11 protein-coding genes are annotated in these 16,920 nt (G+C 45.2%); 8 read left to right on the top strand and 3 right to left on the bottom strand.

Translation table 11 applies throughout. The annotated features are described in order from the left end of the window. The first annotated feature begins 116 nt into the window (after positions 1 to 116). From P150_RS0109215 to P150_RS0109195, 5 genes are all read left to right on the top strand, one after another. Complete coding sequence (locus P150_RS0109215; RefSeq protein ID WP_028897432.1) at positions 117 to 1,175, top strand: ATP-binding protein; 1,059 nt, start codon at positions 117 to 119, stop codon at positions 1,173 to 1,175. Between the two features lie 650 nt (positions 1,176 to 1,825). Next, entirely contained in the window at positions 1,826 to 3,874 is a 2,049-nt protein-coding gene (locus P150_RS0109210; protein ID WP_028897431.1) for a leucine-rich repeat domain-containing protein, read from the top strand. A gap of 6 nt (positions 3,875 to 3,880) precedes the next feature. Further along, positions 3,881 to 4,081, top strand: a complete 201-nt coding sequence (locus P150_RS16295) for a hypothetical protein (protein ID WP_231477591.1) — start codon at positions 3,881 to 3,883, stop codon at positions 4,079 to 4,081. A 1,172-nt stretch (positions 4,082 to 5,253) separates the two neighbouring features. Further along, the gene (locus P150_RS0109200) at positions 5,254 to 7,275 is read left to right on the top strand and encodes an alpha-amylase family glycosyl hydrolase (protein WP_028897430.1); all 2,022 of its coding nucleotides are present in this window, start codon (positions 5,254 to 5,256) and stop codon (positions 7,273 to 7,275) included. Positions 7,276 to 7,464: 189 nt separating this feature from the next. Next, positions 7,465 to 8,706, top strand: coding sequence for a glycosyl hydrolase 53 family protein (locus tag P150_RS0109195; RefSeq protein ID WP_028897429.1), 1,242 nt, complete (start codon positions 7,465 to 7,467; stop codon positions 8,704 to 8,706). 158 nt (positions 8,707 to 8,864) lie between these two features. On the opposite strand, the gene P150_RS16290 is transcribed toward P150_RS0109195, so the two are convergent. The 3 genes from P150_RS16290 to P150_RS0109180 all read right to left on the bottom strand — a co-directional run bounded on the left by P150_RS16290 (position 8,865) and on the right by P150_RS0109180 (position 12,492). Next, positions 8,865 to 9,842, bottom strand: a complete 978-nt coding sequence (locus P150_RS16290) for a TlpA disulfide reductase family protein (protein WP_051617613.1) — start codon at positions 9,840 to 9,842, stop codon at positions 8,865 to 8,867. 12 nt (positions 9,843 to 9,854) lie between these two features. Beyond that, complete coding sequence (locus P150_RS0109185; protein WP_028897428.1) at positions 9,855 to 11,537, bottom strand: ABC transporter ATP-binding protein; 1,683 nt, start codon at positions 11,535 to 11,537, stop codon at positions 9,855 to 9,857. Between the two features lie 67 nt (positions 11,538 to 11,604). Next, positions 11,605 to 12,492: an NAD kinase gene (locus P150_RS0109180; protein ID WP_028897427.1), complete on the bottom strand. Its 888-nt coding sequence runs from the start codon at positions 12,490 to 12,492 to the stop codon at positions 11,605 to 11,607. A gap of 714 nt (positions 12,493 to 13,206) precedes the next feature. On the opposite strand from P150_RS0109180, the gene P150_RS0109170 reads away from it, so the two are divergent. From P150_RS0109170 to recG, 3 genes are all read left to right on the top strand, one after another. Continuing rightward, the gene (locus P150_RS0109170; protein WP_028897425.1) at positions 13,207 to 13,776 is read left to right on the top strand and encodes a DJ-1 family glyoxalase III; all 570 of its coding nucleotides are present in this window, start codon (positions 13,207 to 13,209) and stop codon (positions 13,774 to 13,776) included. An 8-nt stretch (positions 13,777 to 13,784) separates the two neighbouring features. Next, entirely contained in the window at positions 13,785 to 14,462 is a 678-nt protein-coding gene (locus P150_RS0109165; protein ID WP_028897424.1) for a 2-C-methyl-D-erythritol 4-phosphate cytidylyltransferase, read from the top strand. A gap of 267 nt (positions 14,463 to 14,729) precedes the next feature. Continuing rightward, complete coding sequence (gene recG, locus P150_RS0109160; protein WP_028897423.1) at positions 14,730 to 16,826, top strand: ATP-dependent DNA helicase RecG; 2,097 nt, start codon at positions 14,730 to 14,732, stop codon at positions 16,824 to 16,826. The last annotated feature ends 94 nt before the right edge of the window (positions 16,827 to 16,920 follow it).

Below are 16,920 nucleotides of genomic sequence, written 5' to 3'. Positions count from 1 at the left end.
CTTCACTCAAAAACTATTCATTCCCGTGCTTTCATTATTTCTTTTCCATTTAATAATCAATGATATAGAATAATTTTGTATCTTTGCGAAAAATTTCGTAACGAAAAATTTCGCAAATGAATAATCCTTTTAAATTTGGTACGATTGTAGAAGGCAATTACTTTACCGACAGAACGGAAGAGTTGGAAAGAATAAAGGAAGTGCTGAATAGTGAAAACCACTTGATTCTTATCAGCCCACGCCGTTTTGGCAAATCAAGTCTGGTAAAGAAAGCCATAACAAACACCGGACGCACGTACATATCCCTGAATCTTCAGATGGTGGTGAGTGTGGAAAACCTTGCCTCATTGATTCTGAAAGAGATTTTCAAGCAGCACAAGTGGGAAAAGATAAAGCATCTTTTGTCGCATTTCAGAATAGTCCCCACAGTCTCAACAACGCCCATGGGCGACTCCTTCGACGTTTCTTTTCAGCCTGCAACAGACACAACCGTCCTCTTGGAAGACGCATTGCAACTGATAGAAAAACTCTCTAATTCCGAAAATAGGATGATTGTTGTATTCGATGAGTTTCAGGAATTGCTGACGCTCGAAAAGGGAATCGATAAAAAGCTGCGTTCCATCATACAGAATCAGACGAACATCAACTACATTTTTCTCGGAAGTCAGGAGTCTATGATGACCGAAATCTTCGAGCGCAAGAAATCTCCATTCTATCATTTTGGCGTGCTGATGCACTTGGACAGAATACCCTACAACGATTTTTACAAATACATTGTCGAACGCCTTGAAAACGAAAATGCCGAAACCATTGCCCACAGCATTCTTGAAACCACGCGTTGCCACCCCTATTACACCCAGCAGCTCTCTGCCTTGGTGTGGGATATGCTGACCTACAAGCATTATGACAAAGACGTTGTGGAGCAGGCCATCAAAAGTCTGGTGCGTATCCACGACCTTGATTTTGAACGCATTTGGCTCAATTTCAACAAGACGGACAGAGCGATATTGATCGACCTTGTAAAGAACGGTCAGCCTTCGTCCAACAGATTGCTGCCCACAAGCACAATATACAGCGGCATCAAGCGACTGATGCAGAACGGATACGTAATCAAGCTCGAGGGATATGAGGTGGAAGATCCATTCTTCTCAAAGTGGATAAGCGACAGGCAGTAAGAACATCTGCTTACGAAAAAATATGACAGTCCTCTTTCGAGAACCGACACGACATCAAATTCATAAACAATTGATTTACTGGAGTTTACAAATACTGCACATTTACCTTGCATTCTTCGCAAAAATGCAGTACATTCTTCGCACATTTGATGGACATCTATGCGAAGATTGCAAAGCAAATGTGCGACAAACGTTTTTTGAAGATAGTTTTGCCTGAAAATATTTTACAATGAAAGAGCAAAACAAAGAATATACGTGGTAGTTTATCGCTTCTGAGAATTCATTCATATCCAATTCCCGATTTATCCTGATTTAAGCTGTTTGTGCTCATAAATCAGTCCCGATTATTACTTGACACTATGTTAATAAATATTAAATCGGGGGGGGGGGGGGGGTAAAATGGACTTTATTATTAAATAGACGTAATAATTCTGCCCTTTTAGTGGAATTATTGTTTAATATAAAACCTAACAACTACCTTTGTACGTACATTTAACGAAATAAAGAATCAGATTGATAGATTGATGTTAGAGGATAAGTTGCTAAGATAGTACTAAATCAACAATGCAAATAGGGACAAATAACAATGAATTATTTTGTTTCACCAGCAAATAATTAAGGTAATATATAAAAGTTTAAATTAGATAAAAATGAAAAAAACATTATTAGCAATCGTGGCTATGGTTATGGCCGTGAGTGTACAGGCTACTGTTACTGTTACAAAAGGAGCTGAAGATGTTGTTACCATTGCCGTAACAGGCTCTGCTGGGCAGATAGGAACTACATCATTTGACTATTCTCAAGAGATTGATGCTAATGAGCAGTTTCTCATTAAGAATGCAAAACACCTTGTAATTACTGGCGAAATCAACAGCACTGACATCAAGACATTGGTCAGCAAAAATCAAACAGGCAACAACTGGACTATTCCAACGTTGGATATGGGCAAGGCTACTATTTCTTCTATCAAGGTAGAGGGCGCTGGACAATGGAATATTACCGAACATAGTTTCGTGCCGAATAATTATACGCACATTGATGCAACATCAGTAGTGCTTCCTGTTGCAAAAGATGGGATTTTGCCAGCTTATTTTGGTAGTTGCTTTACCAAAGAAACGCTCAAAAGTGTAACAATACCAGAAGGCTACACTTCAGTGGGCGATTATGCTTTTTCACAGAAAAATGTTTTGACTACTATTGACCTGCCAACTGGCTTGACTAAAATTGGGCGTAATGCATTTGATTATACAGCTATCAATGCTATTACGTTGCCAAACTCATTGAAATCAATTGAGGATGAGGCGTTCTTGCAATGCTCTAACTTGAAAACGATAACCTTCCCCGAAGGCTTTGAGAGATTAGGCAACCACGTGTTTCAACGAACAATATTGTTAGATGTATATTTCCTCGGTAAGAAAGCACCTGAAGTAGGAAAAGAAGCATTTGACGATGGTTCCTATCACGGTAATGGTGGTATGAAAGATACTAACTACGGCAATACCCTTGAAGAAAAATTTGGTGATACAAATAATGGTTATGCGGAACGCAGAAACTATACTTATGGAGCTAACACTATGGCTGTGCTCCATCTCCGTTCAGATATGACAAACGAAGAGCGTGCAAAGTATATTGACATTACTCGCAATTATGAAGTAAAGAAAAGAGATGACAACAAATATGCCGCTTTTTATGATATGTACTACGGAGAAATGAAGATATGGCCAGGACAATATTCCTATGAGCATACATACAATAACGCAAAAGACGGCAAGCTTTGGGATGGACAAACTCCTTATGATGCTGAAAAATATATGGGACTCCATAAGTTTGCCATTGCTATTTCTGACATCAATGCACCCAACACCGACACTGAAAAATGGGAGTTCTCAAAGATTACTCCTGAGCAGTGGTGGACTATCTGTGTACCATTCCCAATGACAAAAGCTCAGGTTCGTGAGGTATTCGGTGAGAATACGGAAGTATGTAAGTTGAGCGAAGTTGTGAGAGACTACGACAAGCACCAGATTACCTTGAAGTTTAAGGACGATGTGTACAAGAGCGCACAAAATGATGACGCTACCGTAATACAGGACCACATCTCCTATATGATTTTCCCAACCAAGACTTTGGGCGCAAATGAGAAATACACCTTCAAAGGTTACCATAGAGAACCGGGAAGTCCAGAACCAACCATCGTCCGCGCAACGATACAAGGTGCTCAAACTGAAACTGAAAAGACAACAGTTTACAACTATCGCTTTATCGGCACTTACTTGACTAAGGTGGACAGCAAGGTAGACGGCGGTGTGGGCAGACCAATCTATATGCCAAAATACACCTATTTCTTAGGCAAGAGTGGCGACAAGCACAAGTTCTTCTTCCAGACAGGCACTACCGGAACTTGGAATCCATACACGGCTACAATCCAAGTGTTCAGGGAAAATGTGAGAGTAGGACTCAATGGTATCAACGACTCTTTCGTTCTTACGGCAGGTGTTAAGAGCGCATCTTACTTTGGTCTTGAAGACGAAAACACTACCGGCATAGACCAAATTGCGATTGAAGCCGGAAGTAAAGAACCTGTTTTGACAAATGTGTACAACCTGAACGGACAAATGGTTCGCAAAGGGGCAACTGACTTCAACGATTTGCCAGCAGGTGTCTACATCGTGAATGGAAAGAAAATCGTAGTACGTTAAAAAATAATGGAGAATCTCACAATGAACAAGAAAGTATATTCCATCCCTGAAATCAGCATAGTAGCCTTAGGAGAAGAAGGCAGCCTGATGCAGCAAACGAGTCGTAATGCCGAAGTTGGTTCAGACGCTTCGCTGAATAAAGACAAACAACACTATCTTGACCCAACTGGAGGTATCCAAGATCAAAATGGAGGTGAGAGCCTCTAAACGATATCTTCAAAAGGCAGACAAGTGAAAAGCCCACACCAATAAAGAAAACACGGAAGAAGTGTTGTGGATCTTTTAAAAACTACTTTAGCCTGTGGAAGTAATAAAATGACAAGACCCGCGAGAGTTTTTATAACTTTCGGGGGCTTTCATTTATTGTCCATCTGTAAACTTCGCATCGTCGAAAAAAAGAACATCTTAATGACTGAGAACCTCTTTCCTATCATAACTTATCTGCAGTAAAATATGAATACAACCTAAGGAGTGATAAAGAATGAATATCCAAGTTGTACAAAATGCTTTTCTGCCTGTAAAAACATTTATTCCTGCACTTTCATCGTTTCCTTCCCCACTCAACAATCAATGATACAGAACAATTTTATATCTTTGCGAAAAAAATCGTAACGAAAAATTTCGTAAATGAATAATCCTTTTAAGTTGGGTACGATAGTGGAGGGCAACTATTCTCACTTTAAAGACAGGATCAGGCATTCCAACGTATCCGAATGAATTGGCTGAATCTGCGAACATTCTTTACAAACCACGCTCCATAATTCGATTATTTTGAATAAAATATTTTTCATTTTCAAATATGCGAGTTATGGGTGTGCAAAAGTAAAAACCTAAATATCAGAGATTTGTGTGCTTCTAATTATTTCTGTGCATTAAAACCACGTTGAAAACTTCTTCAAAAGAATAATAAATCCGACAAATCAACCTATTTTTGTGTTCTTTTCTTCATAAACTGGTTTTCATTCTTCGCATATTCGTGCTGCAATCTTCGCAAAAACGATTTGCATTCATCGCACGATTGCAATTCCGTCTTCGCATAATTGTCTCTCAATACTCTGAAAAAACAATTTCAATCGCTCGGACAAGGTATCATAATCTCCAGATTGCCGAAAAATATTGCACGTTTTTTGGTAATCTAATTTTACAAAAAATGATTTTCCATTGCAAGTCAGGTAATAGCAGAACTAAGCCATTCAGGCAGACGATTTGCATTATTATTTTCTCATTGTAACGCAAACGCTGCGCAAACGTTTGCATGATATAAATTGATTGACCTATATCAATAAATCAGAAAGATTGAAAATAATCAGTAACTTTGCGAACAGAAGATAACGAAAACTTACGAATAAAGAATTACAGGAACTTTACAACGAATCTATATGAAACGATTATTGACTTTATTTTTCAGCGTCTGCCTTGCTATGACCGTGTTTGCGCAGGGCTGGCCTTCAAACTACGGCGGCGTAATGCTGCAAGGATTCTACTGGGACTCTTACGATGATACAAAGTGGACAAATCTCGAATCGCAGGCCGACGAGCTATCCAAATACTTCAGTCTCGTTTGGATTCCGCAGAGTGCAAGGGCTACCAGCCCTACTTCTATGGGCTATGACGACCTTTACTGGTTTACAAACTATAACAGTTCTTTCGGAAACGAAGCGCAGTTGCTGAGCCTCATCAGCACATTCAAGAACAAGGGCATCGGAACTATCGCTGACGTGGTTATCAACCATCGAGGCACGGTGGCGAACTGGTTCGATTTCCCGACCGAAACTTACAACGGCGTAACCTATTCTATGACGGCAGCCGACGTAGTTAAGGACGACGACAAAGGCAAAGCACAGACGGCTGCAACGGCACAGGGTGTTTCTTTGAGTAGCAATATAGATTCAGGCGAAGGCTGGGACGGTATGCGCGACTTGGATCACAACAGCGCAAACGTGCAGAAGACCGTAAAGGCTTATCTCCGTATGCTGCTCGAGAAGTTTGGTTATGCAGGTTTCCGATATGATATGACAAAGGGATATGCTGCAAAATTCACAGGTATGTATAATACCGATGCGAAGCCTCAATTCTCTGTTGGCGAAAGCTGGTACGGCGAATCGTCAAATCTGAAAAAGTGGGTAGACGGAACGAAGGTAAACAACGTGATTCAGAGTGCAGCGTTCGACTTCGCAATTCGCTACACAGCACAGAGGGCTGCCAACAGCGGCAACTGGGCAATGCTCGATGGCGACGGACTGGCAAAGCAGAACGGCTACTCACGCTATGCGGTAACGTTCGTTGAAAACCACGATACGGAATACCGCAGCTCTACGGCGCAGCAGGATCCTCTCAAGAAGGACACATTGGCTGCCAATGCCTACATACTGGCTATGCCCGGTACGCCCTGCGTGTTCCTGAAGCATTGGCAGGCCTACAAGAACGCCATCAAGAATATGATTGATGCACGCAAGCTCGTGGGCATTCACAATGAGAGTACATTCTCCAGATACTCTTCGGCTTCTAACTATTATGCCCTTCAGACAAACGGAACAAACGGCAAACTGCTTGCTGTTATGGGTTCGGGATTCGTTCCTACTGCACGTTGGATAAAACTCACTGGCGGCTATCACTGGGCATATTACATCGACAAGAACTCTATGAGCACTGCTTGGGCTGATCTTGCAAGTGGTTCTTACGACGGAGCACAGACTGTTACGCTCACGGCAGTTACCGGAGAATCCGGAGCACAGCTCGTTTACACTACAAACGGCACCGAACCTACTGCTTCGAGCACAAAGGCTGCCAACGGAACGAAGATTACAATTCCAGCAGGCGCAACCACAACGCTGAAGGTCGGCTTGCTTATCAACGGCGTAGTATCGGGTATCATCACACGAACATACGACGTGGTAGACTTCACTCCATACGCAATCAAGGTATATGTAAATGCCGATGATGCCGATGCAAGCTGGGCGAGCGCAAAGATGACGGCTGCAAGTCCGAAGATTAACTTCTGGTTCTGGGGTGGTTCGCACGCTACGGCAAAGGGTTCTTGGCCAGGCGATGCAGTTACGGAAACGGAAACGGTGGACGGCAAGAAGTATTTCGTGAAGGAATTTCAGATTACAAATTCCACAGACGTTGTAAACTTCGTGTTCAGCGTCGGCACAGGTGCTCCGCAGACCGTGAATGTTGAGAACGTAAAGGAAACAACACTCATCAACATCACTTCTGAAAAGGAAGGGGCGAACTACAAGGTTAAGACCACAGCGACAGGAATTGAAGGCCTCGAGGTTGCAGAAAACGAGAAGGCAGACAGCGATCCTTACTACTACACATTGTCGGGACAGCGCATCGCAAAGCCTACGCAGCGCGGCATCTACATCCACAAGGGCAAAAAGATATTAGTGAAGTAACTTCACTTTGCTAACTTACTTGAATTAATTAATACGACTATGGATAAGGTGGGTATGTGATATATCCACCTTTTTCTTTGCCCATTGCGGGGAAACAGCTACCTTTGTATTGTATCTCTGAAATCGAAATACGACATTGACACACGAACAGGAATTTAACAACACAGCGATAACAACAGAAATCAACTTATGAAACAAATCAAGACTTTACTGCTCTCGCTGCTTGCAGCGACTTCTCTTTCTGCACAGGAACAGAAACTTGCAGGCGGCGACATCTCAATGCTGCCGAAATATGAAAGCCAAGGCGCATGGTTCTTCGATGAGAACGGAACGCGGATAAACGATGTTTTCTCTTTTATGACGGGCGAAAAGGTCGGTTGGAATGCGATGAGGGTACGCCTCTTCGTGAATCCGGAGAAGGCTCCGATGGCCGACCGGGATGCCGTTGTTCAGGATTTGGCATACGTAACAGAACTCGGAAAGCGCATCAAGCAAAGAGGATTGAAGTTCCTGCTCGACTTCCACTACTCCGACTCGTGGGCTGACCCTGCCAAACAGACAAAGCCTTCCGATTGGTCTGCCCTGTCGGCACCGGCTATGGCAAACAAACTCTACGAATACACAAAGGCAAGTCTCGAGCATCTGAAAGCCAATAATGCCGCGCCCGACTACATTCAGACCGGCAACGAAATATCATACGGTATGCTCTGGGACGAGGGAAAGGTATCCACCACCAGCGCATCGAACTGGGACAACTTCACGAACTACCTGAAGAAAGCCGGCAAGGCGTGCCGTGAGGTCTGTCCTGACGCAAAGATCATCATCCATATTGAAAGAGCCAAACAGCCAACCGTAACCAGAGACTACTATAAGAAGCTCGCAGCATACGGCGTAGACTACGACATTATCGGATTGAGCTACTACCCGTTCTGGCACGGCAGCCTCACCACCTTGGGCACAACGCTCAGCACGCTTCAGACGGAATTTCCCGAAAAGAAGGTCCAGATAGTTGAAACGGCATATTACTATCAGTGGTATCCTACGAGTGGCGTAGACGATTTCACGAGCGTATGGCCTGCAAGCGAAGCCGGTCAAGACGCATTTCTCAAGGACCTGATTGCCGAGCTCCACAAGCACAGCAACGTGAATGCCCTCTACTACTGGTTTCCCGAAGAGAACGGGCACGGCAATTCGGTTGTCAGCAGTTGGCAGAACCGAGGCCTTTGGAACAACAACAACGGCAGAGTAATGAAGGGTCTTTACAGATTAAAGGAATATCTCGCCCAATCTCCCACCTCCATCCCCTCCATTCAGCAGAACACGGCTGCCACAGCCAACGGCAGATGGTATGCCCTCAATGGTCAATCCTCCAGACAGGCAACGGCAAAGGGCATTTACATACACAGAGGAAAGAAGCTGATCGTGAAATAAGAATCGGAGGACGGGAAGGCAATATGAAATCAGCCTTCACTTTACAATAATACACTAATAAATATTCCTGAGTTCGCTCTGTCTCGAACTCAGGAATATTCGTATGGAACTGTACAGGATTTTCAATGCTGAAAAACCAAATTAACAACATAGGAACGCTACAACTTCAATGCAGACTTGGCTGTTTCCGTTGCATTCTTCAATACATTCAGCATATTCTTTCCCTCCGGTGTGAAGCTGATTGTTGCCGTTACAGTGCCCTGTACGGGTCGTCCGTCCTTCGTTGCAGGCGTCCATTCAGGCATCTTTTCAATCAGACGGACTGCCTCGCGCCTGAAATGATTCTCCGCGTCAATCATAATCTTGTCCCGTTTTTCAGCCTTCAGCTTTGCAAACTTCGGATTGCCCGCCTTCAGTTCCTTCACTTCCATCACACGTGCGCCCGATGTTGAGCCGTCCATCTCAACGTTGAAGGTGCACAGGAGCGTTGCGTTTATCTTCATTTTCTTGGCTTTCAACGAGTACAGCTGGTTGTCGGCGAAATACTGATTCATCGCACTTTCGCCTCCAATGAACTCCGGAGCAACGTCGAAAGCTGCTTTGCTGCTCTTCATTTCAGACTTCAACGACTCCAAGGCGGCGCGCAGTTTCTCCACTTCGACAGTACCCAGCACCACCTTTCCGTTGGGATCGATGAGATACATCGCCGGAATCCAGTCCACATTGTAGAGCCTGTCCACGTAGGTTTCCTTCTTCCACTTCTTCAGTTCGCTCACCTGTGTCCAGTTCATCTGATAGGTTTCCCAGTAAGTCTTTATCCACGACTCGCGGTTCGTGTCGAACGAAATGCCGATTATCCTCACGTTATAGTCCATAAAGTCTTTCCAGATTTCCTTCATAGCGGGAATATCCTTCCGGCAATCGGGACACCAAGAGGCCCAGAAGTCGAGAATCACGTAATTGCCACGGTAGCTGTTCAGCCTGATGTTCTTACCGTCGGCAGTCTGCAGCGTGAAATCGGGTGCCTGTGTACCGGGCTTCAAGAGATTTGTAGCATACTGTGAGTCTAAATCCTGCGCCTGCATACTTCCCAGAGACGCAAAGAAAAGCATTACAAATAATAGTATTCGTTTCATTATCATTTAATTTTATATTTTTTCTATCCTTAATGTCTGGTCGCAATAGTCCACGACTGCCGGCCGGTGGGTAATGAATATGACCGTCTTGTCGTGATTCGAGAGAATGTTCTTCAGCAGCAGGCGTTCCGTCTCGGGGTCGAGTGCCGACGTGGCCTCGTCGAAAAGCATAATGGAACGGTTGCGGAGAAGGGAACGGGCGATAGAAATGCGCTGCGCCTGCCCCTCGCTCAATCCTCCACCCTGCTCCGCACACTGCGTATCAAGCCCATCGGGAAGGGCGAAAACAAAGTCGGCACAACTCTTCCTCAACGCTTCTTCCATCTCTTCGTCCGTAGCATCCACCTTGCCCAACAGCAGGTTTTCACGGATGGTACCGCTCATCAGCGTGTTTCCCTGCGGCACATAGACGAAGTTCGTGCGAAGCAACGGACCGAGCTCTCGGCTTTCCTCCTTATTATATATCTCCACCTTGCCGCTCTGGGGGCGCAGAAGGGCAAGTATCATTCTTACCAGCGTGGTCTTTCCCGAGCCTGTTTCGCCGAGAATGGCTGTACAGGAACCCGGATAGAAGTCGAAACTGAGATTTTTCAGCACGTCGCCGTCCACATCATCGTAGCGATAGCTCACGTCCGTAAACCGAACGCCGCAAGGCGCATTCAGCTCAATGGGTTCTCCCTGTTCCTCCAATGGATTCTCCTCCAGTTCCATCAGTCGTTCGGCTGCCGTAAAAACAGATACGAACGACGGAACAAGGCGTGTCAGTTGGCGTGCCGGACTCTGTATTCTGTTCACTAATTGCAGAAAGGCCGTCATACCTCCGAAAGTCAATGTGCCTGCCGCCAGTCGAACGGCTGCCCACGTAAACGCCACAAGATAGCCGATGGAGAAGCCGAGATTCAGCACGAGATTGGAGAAAATGGAGAACTTCGTGCGCCGAACCACCTTGCTCCGCAGTTCGCTCTGCGTTCCCTCCAGTTTGTCCACGGCTGCCTCGTCGCCCTCGAGCGTCTTTATGAGCATCCGGTGCTGTATGGTTTCCTGAAGAACGCTCTGCACTTTCGAGTCGGAATTGCGAACCTCGCGCGTCAGGCTGCGCATCTGCCTTACATACACCTTGCTGAAAAGCACGAAAATCGGTATCATCACCACGATAATTATCGCCAGTCGCCAGTCCATCAGCAGCAGATAGCAGAATGCTCCGAGGAACATCACGAGCGTGGAAAGCGAGTTGGGAATCACTTCCGTGAGAAAGTTCACCACATTCGACACGTCCATCTCCAGCCTGTTCAGCACATCGCCCGAGTGATGGCTCTCCTTTCCCCGCCATTCAGAACGGAGAATCCGGTCCAGAAGTTTCTGCTGCATCCGGTTCTGCGCCCTGATTCCCAAGATGTTTCTTACCCAGACGGAGGATATGCTCAGCGCAAACTCACAGAGAATCAGCGTTCCCATCAGCAAGACTGCCTTGTAGATATTGCCCACAACCACGTGCGAAGCCACGTCGATGGCGTGCTGGACTGCCCAGACCGACGACAGCGAAACCACAACGCCGAGCAAACCGAGCACGGCATTCAGCAATGCCTGCACCCTGTTGCCCCTCCACGCATTCCAAAGCCATCGGAAGATTTCTCCCGATTTATATCTTGTATCCGGTACCTTAAAGAGTCCCTTTATCTTTGTTTTTAAACTCATAATCTTCAAATCAGGAAATGCTGAATGAGGATAACACGCTTTATTGTTCTGCTATCGCCCATCGGAACTATTCTCTTGTATCAGCTCCCCACATCATCTTCGAGCGCAATGTAGGGAAATAGTGGTGTCCCCGGGGCTTCAGTATGCGAATCCTGAACGGTGCCTTGCGAATCGTTACTGTCGTTCCTTCCTTCAATTTCTCGGAACGGCCGTCGATTGCCACCAGATAATTATGGCTGCGGCTCTCCACTTCGAGCTTTATCACGTCTTCGTCGCTGATAACCACCGGACGGATATTCAGACTGTGCGGAGCAACTGCCGTGAGACTGAGGATGCCACTCTGCGGAACCATTATCGGGCCACCGTTCGACAGCGAATAAGCCGTCGAGCCTGTCGGCGTGCTCACAATCAGTCCGTCTGCTTTATACGTAACCAAGTATTCATCGTTGATGCTCGTATGTATCGAAATCATCGATGCCATATCCCGTTTCAGGATGGCAATATCGTTCAGCGCATAGGGATAGGCCTTAATCTGCTCGTTCTCCGATTCCAGTTTGATTACAGCCCGCTCGTCAATATCGAAGTTTCCGGCATAAACATCGTTGAGCATAGAAGGAATTTCATCGGGCAACACATTCGCCAGAAATCCCAATCTGCCCATATTCACACCGATAATCGGAATATTCTTAGGGCCTACGAACCGGGCAGCTTTCAGAAAAGTGCCGTCGCCACCCATAGAAACAGCATAGTCTGCCTCGAAGTTCGAGCCTTCGAAAACGCTGTTCACGTCCAAATCCCTGCGCATCGCCTTCTTCAGGGCTATGTAGAAGGATTCTTCCATATAGATCTCCGCATTGCGATTGGCAAAACATTTCAACTGCTCGGCAATACTTGCAGATTCCTTTGCCTGCCTGTCGTTTCCAAAAATGGCGAAACTGAGTTTCTTTTCAGCCATATACCTCGTATTTTGTTGTTGTTCGTAGCTACTTCAATGCAAAAATAAGGAATTTTGTTGATAACTTAGGCATAATATATAAATAATGTGGAAGAATTGGAAAAAACAATCCATTCATCAGCTATTTTCCTGTTGATTTTCTTCCTTTTCACAGCAGGCGAAAACCTCCTTTGTAAAATTTGATTACCAAAAAACGCTCCAAATTTTTCAACGAAATAGAGATTTCATCGGCTTATTTCCTCCAATGCAATTCATTTTTTGCAGCCTTGGAACGCAACTGTGCGAAGAATGAAAAACGATTGTGCGAAGAACGCATTGCAATCTTCGCAAAAATGCAAAACGAACTTGCGAAGAACGAAAGCCAAATGTTGGTCTGATGATTACGTTTATTGGTCGTTTATACCTCCTTTTTTCGTCAGTTTTATTATCCAAACAGAACGATTTTTGTTAATTCATTAATTATCAACAGATTACAAAACGGCTCATAATTCGCATATTTGAAAATAAAAAATATTTTGTTCGGAAAAAACGATTTATACGAAGCCTTTTGTCAATATTATTCAAAGCGATTGAGATTAACAGTCTTCCATCTGCCCGATGGCAAAAATCTTTGTTTCATCCGTTAAGTTCCCTTTAATTCATTGGCATTTCCAAAATAATTACTATATTTGCATAACGCAAAACAAAAAACAGAAAACTATAAAAACAAACGATATGGCTAAAGTATATGTATTTCTTGCCAACGGCTTTGAAGACATCGAGGCATTGGCACCGGTAGACATCCTTAGAAGAGGTGGCGTTGAAGTGAAGACCGTGAGCATTTCGGACGACTTGATGGTGGAATCTGCACACGGCGTCGGCGTGAAAGCTGATGCTTTGTTCGATGAAATCGACGATTTCAGCGATGCAGACGTGCTGATGCTGCCGGGAGGAATGCCCGGTGCTGCCAACCTGAACGCACACGAAGGTTTGGGAAAAGTATTGCTGAAACACTTTGAGGAGGGCAAGCGTATCGGTGCCATCTGCGCCGCTCCTATGGTATTGGGCAGTCTGGGCATCGTGAACGGCCGTCGCGCAACCTGCTATCCGGGTTTCGAGAAGTTCCTTACCGGTGCAGAATACACGAATGAATTGGTAACCGTGGACGGAAACATCACGACGGGTAAAGGCCCTGCCGCATCGTTTATGTACGGTTTCCGTATCTTGAGCCAACTCACTTCCGAGGCCAAGGCAGAAGAAGTGAAGAATGGAATGCTGATCAACGAACTCATTGCAATGCACTAAGGAAAAGTATGAATTATATTATCATTGTTGCAGGCGGCAAGGGATTGAGAATGGGGACAGATGTTCCCAAGCAGTTTCTTCCCATTGGCGGGAAACCGGTTCTGATGCGCACAATCGAAAGATTTCACGAGTACGACAAGGATTTGAAAGTGATTCTCGTTTTGCCCGAATCCGAACAGGAATATTGGAGAGAATTGTGCAAAAAGTACGATTTCATCGAGGAACACCAGATTGCAAATGGGGGCGAAACACGTTTCCATTCGTCTAAAAACGGACTCGATTTGATTCCTGAAAACGAAATGGGACTGGTGGGATTTCACGACGGTGTGCGTCCCTTTGTTTCCATCGAAACCATCGGCAGATGCTACGATACGGCAGGCAACACCTGTGCAGCCATTCCCGTGATGCCTGTAACGGAAACTTTGCGCCACATTGCCCCAAACGGCAACGCCAAGAACGTGCAGAGAGCCGACTACCGAAGCGTGCAGACTCCACAGGTGTTCGAGATTACGCTTGCCAAAATGGCTTTTCAACAAGACTTCAACGAGTCGTTTACCGACGACGCAAGCGTGATGGAAAGTTTTGGATGCAAGGTGGCGATGGTGGAAGGCAACAGAGAGAACATAAAGATTACAACTCCATTCGACTTGAAACTGGCAGACGTGCTGCTGAAAGAAGAGCTTTAAATGTGAAATGGGAGATGGGAAATGTTTAATGTGAGATGGGAAATGTTTAATGTGAGATGGAAAAAGGGAAATGGGAAATGGGAGACGTGAAATGGGAAATGGAAAAACGAAGGAAAATAGAAATTACCGCATAGCAAATTTCACATTTCCCTTTTCACATTTCACATCTTCCACCTCACATTCTCACATCTCCCTTTTCACGTCTCCCATTTTCCTTTTCCCTTTTCACATCCCACGTTTCCCATTTCCCCTCTCACATTTTCCATTATGAACATCCTCGATCAAGACATAATGTATCTTTCGGGCGTAGGTCCAAAGCGAAAAGAGATTCTAAGCAAAGAGCTTGGAATCAACTCTTATCGTGACTTGATTGAGTATTATCCATATAAATATGTAGACCGAACAAAGATTTATCTCATTTCAGAACTCGTTCCCGATATGCCTTTCGTGCAGATAAAGGGACGCATTCTCAGTTTTGAGGAGTTCGAAATGGGGAAAAGAAAGAAGCGTATCGTGGCACATTTCAGCGATGGGCACGGCGTTTGCGACCTCGTATGGTTCAACGGCACGCAGTTCATCTACAAGAACTACTTCATAGACAAAGAATATATCGTGTTCGGAAAACCGACGGTATTCAACGGACGGTTCCAGTTCACGCATCCCGATATCGACGATGCAACGGAAGTGCAACTGAACGATATGGGTATGCAGCCTTTCTACTCCACAACGGAGAAGATGAAGAAGGCAGGAATGACTTCGCGTGCCATAGAAAAGCTGACAAAGACGCTTATTTCCAAGATTCCTGCCACGCTTCCGGAAACGCTTCCCGACTTCATTACGCAGCCTCTGCACCTTATTTCAAGGGATGAGGCAATGAGAAAGATACATTATCCCAAGTCGGTTGAAGACACGCAGCGGGCGCAATTTAGGTTGAAGTTCGAGGAATTGTTCTATGTTCAGCTCAATATTCTGAGGTATGCGAGCGACCATAGAAGGAAGTATCGGGGCTATAACTTCAAGACCGTAGGCGCACAGTTCAACTGGTTCTATGCTCATAACCTTCCTTTCGCACTCACGGGAGCGCAGAAACGTGTAGTTAAGGAAATAAGAAAGGATATGGGAAGTGGCCAGCAGATGAACCGTTTGCTGCAAGGCGACGTGGGATCGGGAAAGACGCTGGTGGCTCTTATGTCGATGCTCATTGCCATCGACAACGGATTTCAGGCGTGCCTGATGGCTCCGACGGAAATACTTGCCGAACAGCATTTGCAGACTTTAAAGGATTTCCTCAAGGGAATGAACTTGAAAACAGAGCTTCTTACAGGCATTGTGAAGGGCAAGAAGCGCAAGGAGGTGCTCGACGGACTCATCGACGGCTCTATTAATATAGTGGTGGGAACGCACGCTATCATTGAAGACAAGGTGCAGTTTCAGAATCTCGGTCTGGCAGTTATCGACGAGCAGCACCGTTTTGGTGTGGCGCAGCGTGCCAAACTGTGGAGCAAGAGCGAGAATCCGCCGCACGTTCTCGTGATGACGGCAACGCCTATTCCACGCACTTTGGCAATGACCATCTACGGAGATTTGGACGTCAGCGTTATCGACGAGCTGCCTCCGGGTCGCAAACCCATAGAAACCATTCATAAATACGACGACCAGACAACGAGTCTTTACACTGGGATTCGCCAGCAGATTCGGTTGGGCAGACAGGTTTATATCGTTTTCCCACTCATAAAGGAAAGCGAAAAGATTGATTTGAAGAATCTTGAGCAAGGCTATGAGGCACTGAAGGAGGTCTTTCCGGAGTTTCAAATGAGCAAGATTCACGGAAAGATGAAGGACAAGGAAAAGGAAGCCGAAATGAAACTCTTCGTTGAAGGCAAGACGCAGATACTTGTTGCAACCACCGTTATCGAAGTTGGCGTGAACGTTCCTAATGCCAGCGTGATGGTAATTCTCGATGCGCAGCGTTTCGGATTGTCTCAACTGCACCAGTTGCGTGGCCGTGTGGGGCGCGGTGCCGAGCAAAGCTACTGCATTCTCGTTACAAGCCGCAAGCTGTCAAAGGAAACAAGCAAGCGCATCGACATTATGTGCGACACCAATGACGGCTTTGCCATTGCCGAAGCTGACTTGAAATTGCGTGGTCCCGGCGATTTAGAGGGAACCCAACAAAGTGGTATTGCATTCGATTTAAAGATTGCCGACATTGCACGCGACGGTCAATTGGTTCAGTTGGCACGTGATGAAGCGCAGAAAATCATTACAAACGACCCTGAATGTAATAAGGTGGAGTATCAAATGTTGTGGGATCGTCTTAAAATGTTAAGAAACACTAATACAAATTGGGCTGCAATTTCCTGAATATTCATTGCAAATATATTCCAAAAACCATTTAAATAAAGGACATTCGCATTTTATATATTTAAATATTTAGGTGCATTCGTGATGTTAAAAA

It is taken from the genome of Prevotella sp. HUN102 (genome assembly GCF_000688375.1).
Taxonomy (GTDB): Bacteria; Bacteroidota; Bacteroidia; order Bacteroidales; family Bacteroidaceae; genus Prevotella.
Note: the sequence above shows the minus strand (reverse complement) of the source record. Positions and strands in the feature narration are given on the sequence as shown.

Bases quoted from the DNA above. Each gene is read 5' to 3' on its own strand.
- P150_RS0109215 (WP_028897432.1), top strand. From the start codon at position 117: ATGAATAATCCTTTTAAATTTGGTACGATTGTAGAAGGCAATTACTTT.
- P150_RS0109210 (WP_028897431.1), top strand. From the start codon at position 1,826: ATGAAAAAAACATTATTAGCAATCGTGGCTATGGTTATGGCCGTGAGT.
- P150_RS16295 (WP_231477591.1), top strand. From the start codon at position 3,881: ATGGAGAATCTCACAATGAACAAGAAAGTATATTCCATCCCTGAAATC.
- P150_RS0109200 (WP_028897430.1), top strand. From the start codon at position 5,254: ATGAAACGATTATTGACTTTATTTTTCAGCGTCTGCCTTGCTATGACC.
- P150_RS0109195 (WP_028897429.1), top strand. From the start codon at position 7,465: ATGAAACAAATCAAGACTTTACTGCTCTCGCTGCTTGCAGCGACTTCT.
- P150_RS16290 (WP_051617613.1), bottom strand. From the start codon at position 9,842: ATGAAACGAATACTATTATTTGTAATGCTTTTCTTTGCGTCTCTGGGA.
- P150_RS0109185 (WP_028897428.1), bottom strand. From the start codon at position 11,537: ATGAGTTTAAAAACAAAGATAAAGGGACTCTTTAAGGTACCGGATACA.
- P150_RS0109180 (WP_028897427.1), bottom strand. From the start codon at position 12,492: ATGGCTGAAAAGAAACTCAGTTTCGCCATTTTTGGAAACGACAGGCAG.
- P150_RS0109170 (WP_028897425.1), top strand. From the start codon at position 13,207: ATGGCTAAAGTATATGTATTTCTTGCCAACGGCTTTGAAGACATCGAG.
- P150_RS0109165 (WP_028897424.1), top strand. From the start codon at position 13,785: ATGAATTATATTATCATTGTTGCAGGCGGCAAGGGATTGAGAATGGGG.
- recG (WP_028897423.1), top strand. From the start codon at position 14,730: ATGAACATCCTCGATCAAGACATAATGTATCTTTCGGGCGTAGGTCCA.